The sequence below is a fragment of the Paenibacillus sp. oral taxon 786 str. D14 genome (assembly GCF_000159955.1).
Classification (GTDB): domain Bacteria; phylum Bacillota; class Bacilli; order Paenibacillales; family Paenibacillaceae; genus Fontibacillus; species Fontibacillus phoenicis.
In genome coordinates, this window is the sequence record NZ_GG695993.1 from 1 (window position 1) to 16,724 (window position 16,724).

Annotated in this window: 14 protein-coding genes; 13 read left to right on the forward strand and 1 reads right to left on the reverse strand. The window is 53.3% G+C overall.

Features of this window, described 5'->3' with window-relative positions:
• The first annotated feature begins 608 nt into the window (after window positions 1–608).
• The 7 genes from POTG_RS19740 (at window position 609) to pssA (ending at window position 8,694) form a co-directional block, all read left to right on the forward strand.
• On the forward strand, window positions 609–1,067 hold the full coding sequence (locus tag POTG_RS19740) for a CtsR family transcriptional regulator (protein ID WP_036646393.1): 459 nt from the start codon (window positions 609–611) through the stop codon (window positions 1,065–1,067).
• Window positions 1,068–1,138: 71 nt separating this feature from the next.
• Window positions 1,139–1,663, forward strand: a complete 525-nt coding sequence (locus POTG_RS19745; RefSeq protein ID WP_009226605.1) for a hypothetical protein — start codon at window positions 1,139–1,141, stop codon at window positions 1,661–1,663.
• 12 nt (window positions 1,664–1,675) lie between these two features.
• Window positions 1,676–2,734 (forward strand): protein arginine kinase, encoded by a 1,059-nt coding sequence (locus POTG_RS19750; RefSeq protein ID WP_009226606.1) that lies wholly within the window; start codon window positions 1,676–1,678, stop codon window positions 2,732–2,734.
• Window positions 2,735–2,767: 33 nt separating this feature from the next.
• Entirely contained in the window at window positions 2,768–5,212 is a 2,445-nt protein-coding gene (clpC, locus tag POTG_RS19755) for an ATP-dependent protease ATP-binding subunit ClpC (RefSeq protein ID WP_009226607.1), read from the forward strand.
• A 239-nt stretch (window positions 5,213–5,451) separates the two neighbouring features.
• Window positions 5,452–6,819, forward strand: a complete 1,368-nt coding sequence (radA, locus tag POTG_RS19760) for a DNA repair protein RadA (protein ID WP_009226608.1) — start codon at window positions 5,452–5,454, stop codon at window positions 6,817–6,819.
• A 13-nt stretch (window positions 6,820–6,832) separates the two neighbouring features.
• Entirely contained in the window at window positions 6,833–7,909 is a 1,077-nt protein-coding gene (gene disA, locus POTG_RS19765) for a DNA integrity scanning diadenylate cyclase DisA (protein ID WP_036646422.1), read from the forward strand.
• Between the two features lie 50 nt (window positions 7,910–7,959).
• Window positions 7,960–8,694 carry a CDP-diacylglycerol--serine O-phosphatidyltransferase gene (gene pssA, locus POTG_RS19770; RefSeq protein ID WP_009226610.1) on the forward strand — a complete coding sequence of 245 codons (735 nt, stop codon included), beginning with the start codon at window positions 7,960–7,962 and terminating at the stop codon, window positions 8,692–8,694.
• 123 nt (window positions 8,695–8,817) lie between these two features.
• On the opposite strand, the gene POTG_RS19775 is transcribed toward pssA, so the two are convergent.
• Window positions 8,818–9,213: a hypothetical protein gene (locus POTG_RS19775; RefSeq protein ID WP_009226611.1), complete on the reverse strand. Its 396-nt coding sequence runs from the start codon at window positions 9,211–9,213 to the stop codon at window positions 8,818–8,820.
• A gap of 202 nt (window positions 9,214–9,415) precedes the next feature.
• On the opposite strand from POTG_RS19775, the gene POTG_RS19780 reads away from it, so the two are divergent.
• The 6 genes from POTG_RS19780 to cysS all read left to right on the forward strand — a co-directional run bounded on the left by POTG_RS19780 (window position 9,416) and on the right by cysS (window position 16,660).
• Window positions 9,416–10,504 (forward strand): PIN/TRAM domain-containing protein, encoded by a 1,089-nt coding sequence (locus POTG_RS19780; RefSeq protein WP_009226612.1) that lies wholly within the window; start codon window positions 9,416–9,418, stop codon window positions 10,502–10,504.
• Between the two features lie 72 nt (window positions 10,505–10,576).
• Complete coding sequence (gene ispD, locus POTG_RS19785) at window positions 10,577–11,281, forward strand: 2-C-methyl-D-erythritol 4-phosphate cytidylyltransferase (RefSeq protein ID WP_036646396.1); 705 nt, start codon at window positions 10,577–10,579, stop codon at window positions 11,279–11,281.
• Between the two features lie 98 nt (window positions 11,282–11,379).
• A complete protein-coding gene (ispF, locus tag POTG_RS19790; RefSeq protein ID WP_009226614.1) occupies window positions 11,380–11,868 on the forward strand; it encodes a 2-C-methyl-D-erythritol 2,4-cyclodiphosphate synthase in 489 nt (162 codons plus the stop codon).
• A gap of 73 nt (window positions 11,869–11,941) precedes the next feature.
• Window positions 11,942–13,402, forward strand: a complete 1,461-nt coding sequence (gltX, locus tag POTG_RS19795) for a glutamate--tRNA ligase (protein WP_009226615.1) — start codon at window positions 11,942–11,944, stop codon at window positions 13,400–13,402.
• Window positions 13,403–14,270: 868 nt separating this feature from the next.
• Window positions 14,271–14,930 carry a serine O-acetyltransferase gene (cysE, locus tag POTG_RS19800; protein ID WP_036646399.1) on the forward strand — a complete coding sequence of 220 codons (660 nt, stop codon included), beginning with the start codon at window positions 14,271–14,273 and terminating at the stop codon, window positions 14,928–14,930.
• A gap of 323 nt (window positions 14,931–15,253) precedes the next feature.
• On the forward strand, window positions 15,254–16,660 hold the full coding sequence (cysS, locus tag POTG_RS19805) for a cysteine--tRNA ligase (protein ID WP_009226617.1): 1,407 nt from the start codon (window positions 15,254–15,256) through the stop codon (window positions 16,658–16,660).
• Window positions 16,661–16,724 lie beyond the last annotated feature (64 nt).

Genomic DNA, 16,724 nt, shown 5'->3' on the forward strand with positions numbered 1-16,724 from the left:
CTCGATTTAGGTCAATTCGAGCAAATCGGCCCCAAAAGCCTGCACTTTTGCAGGCATTCCAGGCAAAACGGCCACTCCCCCGCAAAATAACTGTATTTTTGCAGGAATCGCCTGAAGATGAAGGACACGCTGTGCTAAAGGCACCAACTGGGCTGTGTTCTCATACGCTTTAGCACGAATATTTTGTAAGCGTAAAGTCCACACTGGAACTGAAACTGTAGCCCCTCTTGGCAAATCATCAAATTATGGTATAATGTTTATAAAGTCAAAGAAAGTCAAAGTCAACAGAACAGAACCGGATCACAGTGCGCCCTATAGGTGATTACCTGCATCCGGTGCGATGCTCTTAGGCCATGACAGCGTCCGTTCTTGATGATGCGATGTGCCTCGCGGGCCATGACCAATTCGACGCGACAAGCATCTTATGTCATAGCAAGCGGCCAGCATCCGTTCTTGACGATGATATGTGCTTCTAAGGCCATGATCACAAGCAACCGTTCTTAATGATTGCGATGTGCCTCTAGGCCGAGACGCGCATCCGTTCTTGACGACTTAATGGTGTCAAACCGCAACATGAGATACACGTATGGAATAATGGAGGATGAGTGATGCGTAATATCTCCGATATCATCGAAAAATATCTCAAGAGTATTTTGCATGAAAGTCCTGAGGGGATTATAGAGATTCAACGTAACGAACTTGCCGACCAATTTTCCTGCGTGCCGTCGCAAATAAACTATGTCATCAGCACCCGTTTTACTCTGGAGAAAGGGTACCTGGTCGAGAGCAAGCGCGGCGGTGGCGGTTATGTTCGGATTCGGCGCCTTCAACTGCCGGGACCATCATCGCTGCACACCCACTTGCATGAAACGATTGGGGAAGAGATCGGGCAATCTGCGGCGGAAGGATTGATTTATCGCCTGGAGGAAGCCCGTATTTTGACCCCTCGGGAGGCCGCAATGATGCGCTCGGCGATATCCCGCGATGTGCTGGCAGTGAAACTGCCGTATCGCGACCAGATCCGGGCAAGAATGATGCGAGCGATGTTAATCTCATTGTTGAGTTAACAGCATGATGTAACACAAATACAGGTTTAAGGATCTGCTGTCTTAGTCTATCCCGTAAGGAGGGACGTGCGATGCAATGCCAAGAATGCGGCAAACGCCCGGCAACCTTGCATTTTACGAAAATCGTGAATGGTGAGAAGACGGAGTTTCACTTCTGTGAAACCTGCGCTAGGGAAAAAGGGGAGCTGATTCCCGGCACCTCGGGCGGCTTTTCGATTCATAACCTGCTGTCGGGCTTCCTTGATTTAGGCCCGGCGACCAAAGGTCAGATTTCCGGGCACAGCACACCAGAACATCTGCGCTGCGAAGAATGCGGTATGACGTATTCCCAGTTCAGCAAAATCGGGCGTTTTGGGTGCAGCTCTTGTTACAAATATTTTAATGATCGTCTGGATCCGCTGTTTAAGAAGGTCCACGGCAATACCGTTCATGTCGGGAAGGTGCCAAAACGGATCGGCGGTCATATTCAAGTAAAACGTAAGCTCGATGATCTTCGCCGTGAGCTGCAATACCGGATCCTCCAAGAGGAGTTCGAGGTGGCAGCAGCGCTGCGGGACCAAATTCGCGAGCTTGAGAAGAACTTATCTGCAGAGTAGGAGGGATGTAGGGTGACCAATCTCCGATTTACCGAACAGCCGCTGAGCGAATGGATGAGCCGCAAAGGGAAAGAGTCCGATATCGTTATGAGCAGCCGGGTACGGATCGCCCGTAACATCCTGCACCATCCCTTCCCGATGTTGGCCACCAACACGCAATCGGAAGAGGTGCTGAAGCTTCTGCAGGGGGTTCTAAGCGATAAAGCACTCCAGGCTCACGGCAAGCTATACCCGGTGCTTCTTGCAGACTTGGATGAATTGGATAAACGAGTACTGGTTGAGAAGCATTTGATCAGTCCGAACCTGGCGAATGACTCCAGAAATGGAGCGGTCTTCATCAGCGAAGATGAGAGCCTGAGCATTATGGTGAACGAAGAGGATCATTTGCGTATCCAGTGTTTATATCCGGGGCTCCAGGTCCAAGAGGCTTGGGAAAAAGCGACGGCAATCGACGACATTTTCGAATCCCATGTGGATTATGCCTTCGACGACCGGCGCGGATACTTAACCAGCTGTCCGACGAATGTAGGAACCGGACTTCGTGCTTCGGTCATGATGCATTTGCCGGCACTGGTGCTGACGCAGCAGATCGGGCGGATTTTATCTGCGGTATCGCAGGTCGGCTTAACTGTTCGCGGGATCTACGGCGAAGGCAGCGAAGCGATGGGTAACTTGTTTCAAATCTCAAATCAGATTACACTAGGACAAAGCGAAGCTGAGATCATCGAAAATTTATACGGCGTGGTTCTGCAGATCATTCAGCATGAGAAGACGGCGCGTGAGAAGCTGATCAGCGAATCGCGGCTGCGCATGATGGACCGGGTGATGCGCTCCTACGGGATTTTGTCCCAGGCGTACATCATCGACTCGAAGGAAGCCGCCCAGCGGCTGTCGGATGTCCGGCTCGGCGTTGACTTAGGGTTAATCGAAGGCGTATCAACTCAAGCGCTAAATGAATTGAACGTCATGACGCAGCCCGGTTTTTTGCAGAAGAAATTTAGCAGCAGCATGTCCCCGGGGGAACGGGATATGTACCGCGCCAAACTCATTCGGGAACGAATGGGAAAATAACGGGTAGTACCAACTATGGAGGTGTAGGAGAAGATGATGTTTGGAAGATTTACGGAGCGTGCGCAGAAGGTGTTGGCACTAGCTCAAGAAGAAGCCGTAAGACTCGGACATAACAATATCGGTACAGAACACGTACTGCTCGGCCTGATCCGTGAAGGCGAAGGCATCGCCGCCAAGGCACTGATCGGATTGGGTCTGGGACTTGAGAAAATACAGGATGAAGTGGAAACGCTGATCGGCCGCGGACAAGAGCAACCGACCAATATCGCTTATACACCGCGTGCCAAGAAAGTGATCGAGCTGTCCATGGATGAAGCGCGTAAACTCGGCCATACGTATGTTGGGACAGAGCATATTTTGCTCGGCCTGATTCGTGAAGGGGAAGGCGTAGCGGCCCGCGTCCTAAACAACCTTGGCATCAGCTTGAACAAAGCGCGCCAGCAAGTGCTGCAGCTACTGGGCAGCAGTGAGGCCGTATCCAGCCATCACGGCACCCCAACGAACGTGAATACCCCAACGTTGGACAGCTTGGCTCGCGACTTGACGGCTGCGGCTAAAGAGGGCAATTTGGATCCGGTGATCGGCCGCAGCAAAGAAATCGAACGGGTGATCCAGGTGTTGAGCCGCCGGACGAAGAACAATCCGGTGCTGATCGGGGAACCCGGCGTCGGGAAAACAGCCATCGCTGAAGGTCTCGCGCAAAAGATCATCAACAACGAAATTCCGGAGACGCTGCGTGACAAACGCGTCATGACGTTGGATATGGGCTCCGTCGTTGCGGGGACGAAATACCGCGGTGAGTTTGAGGACCGCTTGAAAAAGATCATGGACGAAATTCGCCAAGCCGGGAATATCATCCTCTTTATCGACGAGCTGCATACGCTGATTGGAGCGGGCGGTGCAGAAGGCGCGATCGACGCTTCGAACATCTTGAAGCCGGCGCTGGCTCGCGGCGAGCTGCAATGCATCGGCGCAACCACGCTGGATGAATACCGGAAATATATTGAAAAAGACGCCGCGCTGGAACGTCGTTTCCAACCGATCACAGTAGATCAGCCATCGGTCGAAGAAGCGATCCAAATTCTGCACGGGCTGCGTGATCGCTATGAAGCGCACCATCGGGTGAAAATTACCGACGAAGCGATCGAGCAAGCGGTCAAACTGTCCGACCGCTACATCCAAGACCGCTTCCTGCCGGATAAAGCGATCGATCTGATCGACGAGGCGGGGTCTAAAGTAAGGCTCAACTCTTACACGGTACCGCCGAATCTGAAACAACTGGAAAGCCGACTGGAGGATATCCGCAAGGAGAAAGACGCCGCGGTGCAAAGCCAGGAATTCGAGAAAGCGGCGGCGCTTCGTGATACAGAACAGAAGATTCGCGAAGAGCTCGACACGACGAAGAACCAATGGAAAGAAAAACAAGGACGCACCGATTCCGAAGTTACGCCGGAGGATATCGCCCAAGTCGTTGCCAGCTGGACGGGAATTCCGGTTAACAAGCTGAAGGAAGAGGAAACCGAACGCTTGCTCAATATGGAGAAAATCCTGCATGAGCGTGTCATCGGGCAAGAGGAAGCCGTGAAGGCGGTCAGCCGGGCGATCCGCCGGGCACGCGCAGGACTTAAAGATCCGAAGCGTCCGATGGGCTCCTTTATCTTCCTGGGTCCAACCGGGGTAGGTAAAACCGAGCTTGCTCGCGCACTGGCCGAAGCGATGTTTGGCGATGAGAACGCGGTAATCCGGATCGATATGTCTGAGTACATGGAGAAACACTCCACCGCTCGTCTTGTCGGTGCGCCTCCAGGATATGTCGGATATGAAGAAGGCGGTCAGCTGACTGAAAAAGTACGCCGCAAACCGTACTCCGTTGTCCTGTTGGACGAAATCGAGAAGGCACATCCGGAAGTATTTAACATCCTGTTGCAGGTGCTGGAAGACGGCCGGTTGACCGACTCCAAGGGCCGCGTAGTGGATTTCCGCAATACGCTGATCATCTTGACCTCGAACGTGGGCGCTGATGCGATCAAACGCAATACACGTCTCGGATTCACCGCGGTTCAAGATGCGGGCGCGGATTACGAGAACATGAAGGGCAAAGTGATGGAAGAGCTGAAGAAGAGCTTCCGTCCGGAGTTCCTGAACCGGATCGACGAAATTATCGTCTTCCATTCGCTCGAGGAGCAACATATCGGTCAAATCGTCACACTGATGTCCGAAGAACTGCGTAAACGCCTGCGCGAATACGATGTCGACTTTACGCTGACTGATCGGGCGAAGGCGTTCCTGGCGAAGGTGGGCTACGATCCTGCGTATGGCGCACGTCCGCTCCGCCGGGCAATTCAGAAGCATATCGAAGACCGCCTGTCCGAAGAACTGCTGACCGGCAACGTGAAGAAAGGCGACTCGTTGACGATTGACGAAGAAAATGGTGAACTGAAGGTCGAACGTACGGGAACGTTCATCAAAAATGCGTAACTTGTGTAAAAAAATGTAGTTAAATTCTACAAATCCGTAACGTTAAAGCCGATGAAATAAGTGAAAGGCAGCTTCCAAAGCGATGCTTTGGGGCTGCCTTTTTTAAATCCTGCCGCCATGGCGGCCGTGGTCTCTCATAGCTTTCGATCAAAGCGAAAGGGTGGTAAAATTTTAGTAACCCTAACGATACGGTGTCTGCTAAGTCTGTAAAATATTGCAGAGGCGAGAAGGAGAGATAAATGGTTAAAGTAAAACATAAGTTTTTTTGCTCCGATTGCGGTTATGAATCGCCCAAATGGTATGGAAAATGCCCGGGCTGCGGCGCTTGGAACTCCATGGTAGAAGAAGTGGAGAAACCCGTCAAAACGCAGGGAATGACTTCCGGGATTTTTCATGCGAAAGAAAAGCCGGAATCGATCATAAATATAGAGAGCGGCAAAGAACCGCGAATTCAAACGGGCATCGGGGAATTAAACCGGGTGCTTGGCGGCGGTGTCGTGCCGGGCTCGCTGGTCCTGGTTGGGGGAGATCCCGGTATCGGGAAATCGACCCTGTTGCTGCAGACCTCGCATGAAATGGCGCGCAGCGGCCTGAGAGTCTTGTATATCTCAGGGGAGGAATCCGTCCGCCAGACGAAGTTACGGGCGGAACGGTTGGGAACCTTGTCTGCGGAACTGTTCGTCTTGTGCGAAAGCAGCATGGACGGGATCGAAGAAGCGATCGAACAGGTCAAACCGAATTTCCTGGTGATCGATTCGATCCAGACGGTTTACTTGCCGGAGGTTACCAGCGCTCCCGGAAGTGTATCACAGGTGCGGGAATGTACTGCAAGGTTTATGCGGATTGCCAAAGGGCAAGGCATTGCCACGGTGCTGGTCGGTCACGTGACCAAGGAAGGGGCGATCGCAGGACCGCGTCTGCTGGAGCATATGGTCGATTGCGTGTTGTATTTCGAAGGCGAACGGCATCATTCCTATCGGCTGCTTCGGGCCGTGAAGAACCGCTTTGGTTCGACTAACGAAATTGGCATTTTTGAAATGAACGAATCCGGCCTGGCGGAGGTGGCAAATCCGTCGGAGCTGTTTCTATCCGAACGGCCGCTCGGCGTGGCGGGCTCCACTGTCGTTGCCAGCATGGAGGGGACGCGCCCGATGCTGGTCGAGCTGCAGGCCTTGATTTCAGCCACCCATTTTCCTTCACCAAGACGGATGGCCACGGGGGTAGACTATCAGCGGATGAACCTGATTATCGCCGTCCTTGAGAAGCGAATGGGGATGTTCCTGCAAAATCAGGACGCTTACGTCAACCTGGCCGGCGGGGTGAAGCTGGATGAACCGGCGGTCGATCTGGCCATCGCGGTAAGTGTAGCTTCAAGCTTCCGCGACATCCCAACGAAGCCGTATGACGTGTTCTTTGGAGAAGTTGGTTTGACCGGCGAAGTGCGGGCAGTTTCCCGGGCGGAGCAACGCGTGAAGGAAGCGGCCAAGCTGGGCTTTAAACGAGTCATTTTGCCGGAGAAGAGCATGAAAGGGTGGAAAGGTCCGCAAGGGATCCAATTAATAGGTGTAAATACCGTTGCAGATGCGCTAGCTGTTGCGTTAGATTAGGGGGCATTAGATGATGAAGGAAACTACCCATGCAGAGAAAATGAACGAATTGCTGAAACTTGTCGCACCGGGAACGGCTTTTCGTGACGGACTCGAAAACGTGTTACGGGCCAAAACCGGTGGTCTGATTGTTGTTGGTTACAGCCCGGAGGTCATGGAAGTCGTTGAGGGCGGCTTCTCCATCAACTGTGATTTCTCGCCGAACTATCTCTATGAGCTGGCCAAAATGGACGGAGCCATTATCCTTAGCGAAGACTTGAAGCGAATCCTGTATGCCAATACTCAACTTATCCCCGACTCCTCGATCGCTTCCTCGGAGACAGGGATCCGGCACCGTACGGCCGAACGGGTGGCCAAACAGACCGGCAAGCTGGTCGTCTCCATCTCCCAGCGCCGGAACATTATCACGCTGTATCAAGGGGGATTACGGTATGCCCTGAAGGAAATCGGCGTGATCCTGACCAAGGCGAACCAAGCGATTCAGACGTTGGAGAAGTACCGCTCCGTTCTGAATCAAGCCTTAACGAACCTGACGGCCTCCGAATTTGAGGAGCTTGTATCCTTGCCAGAGGTGATCAACGTCATTCAACGGGTGGAAATGGTCATCCGGATCAAGATGGAGATCAAACGGTTCATCAACGAATTGGGGACCGAGGGACGTCTGATCAGCATGCAGATGGAGGAACTGGTCAGCAACATGGAGGAAGAGGCTTGGCTGCTGTATAAAGACTATGCCAAAGAAGACTCCGACGAAGCGATCCGAGAAATTATTATGGGGCTGAAACGCTCCACCGACGATGAGCTGCTGGATGATAACCATATCACGAAGCTCTTGGGCTATCCTTCTTCCGCCGCGACTTCGGAGGAGTTGATCTCACCGCGGGGATATCGCGTGTTGAACAAAATTCCCCGTTTGCCCAATGTCATTATTCACAATCTGGTCGAACGGTTTGGCCGCTTACCAAATGTGATGATGGCCAGCATCGAGGAGCTGGATGAAGTCGACGGGATCGGCGAGGTGCGGGCACGCTCCATCAAAGAGGGGCTCAAACGCTTGCAGGAACAGGTGTTCATTGACAGACAAATCTAAATCACCTATCATCAATGAATGGTTCAGGAATATCTACTCGAGGTGAAGAGATGATTACAAAATCCCTTCCGAACCTTTTTACATTAGGTAACTTGGTTCTCGGAATGCTGGCGATTTTGCTGGCAATGGAAGGCCGATTTAGCTTGGCCGCCATTATGGTAATTGTCGCTATGCTGCTCGATGGTTTAGACGGACGGGTCGCCCGTGCGCTGAACGCTCAAAGCGAGTTCGGCAAAGAGCTCGATTCTTTATCAGATCTGATATCATTTGGTTTGGCTCCAGCACTGATTATGTACATGATTTCTTTTCACAGCCTTCCTTCCGGCGTCGCTTGGGCAGTCACGATCATCTTCCCGATGTGCGGGGCGTTGCGGCTGGCCCGGTTTAACGTTCAGAAGGGGGCTCCGGGCTATTTCATCGGGTTGCCGATTCCGGCTGCAGGCGGGGTTCTGGCAACACTGTCGCTGTTTTACCGGGAAATTTCGGCACCATACTTTGTGGTATCCATGATTCTGTTATCGTATTTGATGATTAGCACGGTAAGATATCCGAATTTCAAAAAGATCGGCTTACCAAAGAGAACCATCGTGTATACGCCGCTGGTTGTAATTTTTGCGGTGGTGATCGCCGTCGTATTTCCGGATCAGACAGCCAAGTTGATTTTTATCCCATTGGTCATTTACGCGGCATACGGTCTTCGGCAGAACATCAACCGGCTGCTTCGCCGCAAACATCAGGACGATGAAGACAATGATGCTCAAGAAGCGTATCGTCCCAAACGATGAGAATAACCAAACAACCCCACCAATAAGAAAAAAGGCATGGATCTCCCGCGGGCGGAAAGGATCGATGCCTTTTTGATTTCCTCTTACGATGCATTTTCCCCATTACCTAAGTACAAGATACGCTTACGATAAGTTAAAAAACCCCAGCGTGGCGCATTTTTGCGATTCGCGCTCCACGATCTCTTCCATGTTAATATCCAGCAAATTGCAAAGGGCGGACATATAGAAAAGGTTGCGTCCAAGCTCATTAGTAATGACATCCCGGCAATTTTCGCACAGCTCACCATGGACGTGCTTGGCGATTGTTTCTTTGGCTTGCTGCAAATTCATGCCTGGCTCGAAGTCTTGTTTGGTGGCGTGCAGCTCGATGCAACCGCATTCGGTTACGGATTTGGTCACGGAACGGACGGCAGCGGCGTTGGTTTGTCCCATCTTCGACAAGACATCCAACAGGCTGCGGTGACGGAGCAACAGTTCAGAAACTTGGTCTTGAAAAGACTGTAGGCTTGGTGCGCTCATTTTCCATCCACCTCAATATTATGAATTGAATTCATTATATTCCACCTTTTCCTTCAAGATCAACCTGAAATCCCATCGTTATGGGGTGCATTTGGATTTTCGTTGGTACTTTTTTGGAAAAAAGTGAGGGTCAAGGATTAGGTGCTCTGAAATTGGTTCATACTGGCTAAAGAAGATACTTATTCAGGAGGTGAAGAGAGACGTGCTGAAAAAATACTCGATGATTCTAGCTGGTTTATGCGGGGCCTGGTTCGGTTATACGACCGGCGGCTTGTCCGGTGTGTTACCGGGGGCTGCGAGCGACTGGTTTCGCGAAATGAACCCGATCGCAGCTAATTTGATCTGGGCTGCGGCTGGTGCGCTACTGTTCTTGTTCCTGTTCTCTATGGCTGCAGACGTCGTTTCTTCCAAAGTAAAAACATGGATTGCCGCTTTAACGCGGATCCCGATGAATGAAATGGCTGCCGGTGCGGCCGGTTTGACTGCGGGACTTCTTCTTTCCTTAATGGTCTACCCCCTGCTGTCCTGGCTCGGCACGCTGGAGAGCATGGCGCAATTCGCGGTATCGGCGCTGTTTGGCTACATTGGGCTCTACGTTGGGCTGGCGAAGAAGGAAGAGCTGTCCTCGCTTTGGAAGTCCGGTAAATGGGGGGCTCCCGCTCCGGAAGAGGAGCGCTGGGCAGAGGAACACAAAATTTTGGATACGAGCGTGATTATCGACGGACGGATTGCCGACATCTGTAAAACCGGCTTTATCGAAGGAACGATTGTCATTCCGGAGTTCGTACTGGAGGAGCTTCAGCATATCGCCGATTCCTCGGATTTGCTCAAGCGAAACCGCGGGCGGCGGGGGCTGGATATCCTGAACAAAATCCAGAAAGAGCTGGACGTTAAGGTTATGATTTATGAAGGGGATTTCGAGGAAATCTCCGAGGTGGACAGCAAGCTCGTCAAACTGGCCAAGGTCCTGCAGGGGAAGGTCGTGACGAACGATTTTAACTTGAACAAGGTGTGCGAACTGCAGGGCGTATCTGTGCTGAACATCAACGATTTGGCCAATGCGGTCAAACCGGTCGTGCTGCCTGGTGAAGAAATTATGGTTCAGGTGATCAAGGACGGCAAGGAGCATGGACAAGGGGTCGCTTACTTAGATGACGGGACGATGATCGTCGTCGAAGGCGGACGCGACTACATTGGCACCATTACGGAGGTGCTGGTGACCAGTGTGCTGCAGACCTCGGCGGGACGAATGATTTTTGCCAAACCAAAACTGTTGGAAAAAGCCCAGTAATTCGGTATGATGGAATTAACTGCGCTGCACTAGCTGCGGTGCGGTTGAATTCAGTTAAAGGTGAGGCAGATCATGATAGGGTTGCAAGCAAGCGGCGATACGGGAGTCATCGTGGTGGCGGCAGGCCGCGGCACACGGATGGGGACGGTGGAAAGCAAGCAGTATCTTCTGCTGGACGGGAAGCCGATCTTTATTCATACGCTGGAGGTGTTTCGGCGTCATCCGTTGATCTCGCAAATCGTGCTTGTCACCGGGAAGCAGGATGTGGACCGGTGCCGGTCATGGATTGCCGAATATGGCATAAGCGAACAAATACAAATTATTCCGGGCGGGGCTGAGCGTCAAGACTCGGTGCGCCAAGGCTTGCTGCATCTCAGCACGCCTTGGGTACTGGTGCATGACGGCGTCCGCCCTTTTGTCACGAGTGAGCAGATAACGGCTTGCTGCGAAGCCGTAAGAACGCATGGCGCGGCCGTCCTTGCCGTACCGGTGAAGGATACGATCAAGCAGGCGGACGCGCAGGGCTTTGTCGCAGCGACCCCGGACCGGCGCAGCCTGTGGGCGATACAGACACCGCAGGCTTTTCGGCGTACCGACCTGCTGGCGGCCCATGATCGGGCCGTGGAGGAAGGCTTCGTCGGCACCGATGACGCGATGCTGGTCGAACGGCTGGGCATCCCCGTCAAGCTGGTGGAAGGGGCCTATGACAATATTAAAATCACGACGCCCGAGGACCTGGATTACGCGGAGTTTATCCGGAGGAAGAGGCAGGGGTAAAGTTCATCGCGGAGCGACTGAGTGAATTCAAGATTCAATGTCGAGTTCACCTCCTCGAGCTGCTTCGTGATTAAAAGATGACTGGGAGAGGGTAGAGGATGTTTAGAGTAGGACAAGGCTTTGACGTGCATCAGCTCGTGGAGGGCAGGCCGTGTATTATCGGCGGGGTGCATATCCCATATGAGAAAGGCTTGCTGGGGCACTCGGACGCCGACGTGTTGTTGCATGCGATCAGCGACGCCATTTTGGGGGCGCTGGGGTTAGGTGATATCGGCCGCCATTTCCCGGATACCGATCCGGCGTTTAAAGATGCGGATAGCGTGGTATTGTTGCAGCGAGTATGGGATATGGCTATTGAGAAAGGGTACCGCATCGGCAACCTGGACGCAACGATTATTGCACAAAAACCGAAGATGGCCCCGCACATCCCGCAAATGGTGGAGGTTATTGCCCGCACCCTGGGCGCCGAGCCGGAGCTCATTAACGTAAAGGCTACGACCACCGAGCAGCTCGGGTTTGCTGGACGCGGTGAAGGCATTGCGGCGCAATGCGTTGTCTGTCTGGTTCAGAATGTGTTATCATCATAAGCTTGTGAGGTAGTATTTTCGCTAAAGGATAGAGCCTTGACGGCAACGTCTTAAAACTAGGGAGGGGATTGGAATGGCTGAAGTACGCGTGCGCTATGCGCCGAGTCCAACGGGTCATTTACATATCGGGAACGCCAGAACGGCGTTATTTAATTATTTGTTTGCCAGACATCACGGGGGGAAATTCATCATCCGCATCGAAGATACGGACGTGAAGCGCAACGTGGCCGGCGGTGAGGAGAACCAGCTGACCTACCTCAAGTGGTTGGGCATGGATTGGGACGAAAGCGTAGATGTCGGCGGGAACTACGGACCGTACCGGCAAACGGAGCGTCTGGATTTGTATCGCCCGCTGGTGCAGGATTTGCTGGACCGGGGGCTTGCTTATCGTTGCTACTGTACGGAAGAAGAGCTCGAGAAGGAACGCGAGGAGCAGATGGCTCGCGGCGAGACTCCGCGATACTCCGGGAAATGCCGTCACCTGACGCCGGAGCAACTGGCTGCATACGACGCGGAAGGCCGCCAATACAGCATCCGATTCCGTGTACCGGAAGGCCGTACGTTTACGTTCGACGATTTGGTGAAAGGGCCGATTTCGTTTGAATCCGACGTCAGCGGGGATTTTGTCATTGTGAAAAAAGACGGCATCCCAACCTACAACTTCGCCGTAGTGCTGGACGATCATCTGATGAACATCACGCACGTGCTGCGCGGAGAGGACCACGTGTCCAATACGCCTCGTCAGTTAATGATCTATGATGCGTTTGGTTGGGAACCGCCGGTATTTGGGCACATGACGCTGATCGTCGGGGAGAACCACAAAAAGCTAAGCAAACGCGACGAATCGGTCATTCAATTTATCGAGCAGTACGATCAGCTCGGTTATTTGCCGGAAGCGATGTTTAACTTTATCGCCCTGCTTGGCTGGTCGCCGGAAGGGGAAGAGGAGATTTTCAGCAAGGATGAGCTGATTTCGATCTTCGATGCGAACCGTTTATCGCGCAGCCCGGCGGTGTTTGATACGAACAAGCTGGCGCACCTGAACAATCATTACATCAAGAACGCCGATCCGAAGCGGATCGCTTCGCTGGCTATCCCGCATCTGCAACGGGCTGGACGGCTACCGGCCGAGCTGTCGCCGGAGCAGCAAGCATGGGCCGAGGCGCTTGTTGCGTTGTATCAAGAGCAAATGACGGCTGCTTCAGATATCGTGGAGCTGTCGGAGTTGTTCTTCCGCAGCGAGCTGTCGGTGGACGAAGAAGCGGCTGCCGTGCTGGCCGAGCCGCAAGTGCCAAGCGTGCTGTCGACGTTCTTGGCTAAGGTTGAAGGCCTTGCCGACTTCAGCGTGGAGAACATCGGCGCCGCCATCAAAGAGGTGCAGAAAGAGACCGGCAGCAAAGGGAAAGGCCTGTTCATGCCGATCCGCGTGGCGTTGACCGGCCAAATGCATGGCCGTGACTTGAACCAGACGATTTTCCTGCTGGGCCGGGACAAGGTCGTTGATCGGTTGAAGGCGCGGATCGCCGCTTTGTAGGGCGCCGGGCGGCTAGGTCAAAGCTGACTTGGGAGAAGAGTTCACACGGTGCATATCGATATTGCGCTAACGCTTGCCACAGCACTTATTTAGGCGAAACGAACGAGTTTTCTGTTCTAACGCTTGTCAGTGTGCTTATTGTGGCAAATTATGCTCATTTCCTTGCTGAAATCAAGGAATAAGGTTTCTGGCAAGCGTTAGCGCTGAATGTGCCCCTTTTTTGCTCGATTAGCGTCTGTGATCAGCGTTAGAGAGGGAGAAATTTTTTCGGCTGCCATTGTCAGTAGGACGTCCATTAGGTAATATTAATGCAGATAGACCTTACAACTAGAGGAATGGCGGCAGACCGCCGCCTTGAGAGCCAAACGGCATAGATCGGGAGAAGTACGCGATCAGCCGTATCGACCAGAGAGGATAACCGGGACCCTTCAGAGCGGACCACGCAAAGAAGATACCAGGCTGGAAGTTATCCGGATACGTGCTGGCGGAAATGCACCCGGGAGCCGCGAATGCGAACACGCCTTGAATGAGGCGAAGGTAGCTTTCGCCGTTTTGTCCGCGTTAAGGACCTTAAGAGGGAGGAGTCGGCTTAAGACAAAGGCTTGATTGAACCTGTGATGGGCATCAACCGGCCCCTGAGGCTAACTCATCCAAAGCAGAGTGGAACCGCGTCGTCAGGCGTCTCTGCAGCGTAAGCTGCAGGGGCGTTTTTTTTAGATATCAGAAAGTATAAACTTCGGGGGATTGGCATCCTGATATCGCAAGAAAAACTTCCGCTAAACGCGGTCTGTCTACTTTGAATGTACGTCGATAGACGTTTATCTTATTAGGTATCTGTTTGCGATAGGAAAAGAAGGTGGGGAAGACTATGTTCAAGAGAATCCGATCCGATATTCAGGCGGTGTTCGACAATGACCCTGCGGCACGCAGTTGGTTCGAAGTGATCTTTACCTATTCCGGTCTGCATGCGATTTGGAGCCACCGGATTGCGCACTTTTTCTATCGTCACCGCTGGTATACGACGGCACGCATCATATCGCAGGTTAGTCGCTTTTTTACCGGCATTGAAATCCATCCTGGAGCGCGAATTGGCAATCGGCTGTTCATTGACCATGGCATGGGCGTCGTCATTGGGGAAACTTGCGAAATCGGGGACGATGTGGTTATCTATCAGGGAGTCACGCTGGGCGGCAGCGGGAAGGAAAAAGGCAAACGGCATCCAACCGTCGGCAACAATGTTGTGATCGGTTCCGGGGCGAAGGTGCTTGGTTCGTTTAAGATCGGAGATCAGGCGAACATTGGAGCGAACTCGGTTGTCCTGAAGGAGGTACCTGCCGGCAGCACCGTGGTTGGCATCCCGGGCAAAGTGGTTCGCCAGGACGGAAAACGTCTGGACCGGCTCAGCCATCAACTGCCGGACCCGGTGGTCGACGCGATGCGCGAAATGCAGCGTGAGATTGAGCAATTGCGCAGCGAAGTTCGAGAGCTCAAGCAACAGCTGCGCGAGAAGCAGCCGACGGAGATGTGAACGGGTGCTGGCGGTCGAGCTTCCCGCGTCTAGCGGACTCTAGAGACGTTAATGTACTGGAATACGGGCTGTCTCAAACCTAACGGACAGAGATGACGTTATTTGCCCAAGATTGCTCGCTCTGTATGGGATTTTGGCGGAATAAGGCCGCTGGAGTCCGTTAAACCGGGAAATCCCCGGGAAATGAGACAATAAGGTCTCTGAGGTCCGTTAGCGATGGGGACCGATTCGACGCCGAGCCCACCCTTTGAGATACATCGTGATGGGAAGCCGATTGGAAAACTACCACAAGAAATCAACCTTACAGGGAAGGAAAGTGTAGTATGGGATTGCAGATCTATAACACCCTCACCCGGGCGAAGGAAGAGTTCGTCAGCCTGACGCCGGGGAAAGTGAAGATGTATGTTTGCGGACCTACCGTATACGGTTATATTCATATTGGAAATGCGCGGCCGATGATCTTTTTTGATGTGGTGCGCAGCTACCTGGAGAATCAGCGATACGACGTGAACTACGTCGTGAACTTTACGGATGTAGATGACAAGCTGATTCGCAAAGCAGAAGAGATGAACCTCACCGTGCCGGAAGTCGCCGAGATGTTCATTAAAGCCTATTACGAGGATCTGGACGGGCTGGGGATTCCGCGCGCCACAGCAAATCCGCGGGTTACGGAGAACATGGATGTGATCATCAACTTTATCCGCGACCTGGAGCAAAAAGGATTTGCCTATGAAAGCGGCGGGGACGTATTTTTCCGTACGCACAAATTCCCGGAATACGGCAAGCTGTCCGGTCAAAATATCGGCGAGCTGCAGTTCGGCATCCGCATCGACGTGGACGAACGCAAGGAACATCCGGAGGATTTCGTGCTCTGGAAAGCGGCCAAGCCCGGCGAAATCCATTGGAGCAGCCCATGGGGCGAAGGCCGTCCCGGCTGGCATATCGAATGCTCGGCGATGTCCCGGCAGCTGCTAGGGGACACGCTGGATATTCACGGCGGGGGCCAGGACCTGCAGTTCCCTCACCATGAATGCGAAGTCGCGCAGTCGGAAGCCGCCACTGGCAAGCCGTTGGCCAGATACTGGATGCATAACGGATATATCAATATCGACGGGGAAAAAATGTCCAAATCCCTGGGCAACGGCGTACTTGTCAAGGATTTGCGCGCACAATATAAACGGGAAGCGATCCGTTACTTCATGCTGTCGACCCACTATCGCAATCCGCTGAATTTCTCGGAAGAGACGATGCAGCAAGCTGAGCGCAGCGTGGAACGGATCAGCAACGCCGCGAACAACCTTCGTCATCGGCTGAATACGGCACCGCAGGGCGGCGAAACGAAGGTTACGCCGGAGTGGGCAGAGAAGCTGGAAACGATCCGCAATTTGTTCCATGCCAAAATGCAGGACGACTTCAACACCCCGGACGCGATTACGGCGGTGTTTGAGTGGGTGAGCGAGGTGAATGCGCTGCTGCAGCAGCCGGTGACGGTACGCGGCGATCTGGAAGCGGCGCTGCAGTTGTTCGAGGAGATGAACGGCGTGCTGCGCATCGCTTTGCCGCCGGAGACCGAACTGCCCGGCGAAGAGATCGAGGCGCTGATCGCGGAGCGGGCCGAAGCGCGGAAGGCCAAAAACTGGGCGCGCGCGGACGAAATCCGCGACCTGTTGGATGCCCGCGGCATCGTGCTCGAAGATACGCCGCAGGGCATGAGATGGCGGCGCAAATGAGCGGGCCGCATGAGCCAAGGGCCGGCGCAGGCGACCGGCATGGCCTAGGCACAGACGCCTGGCC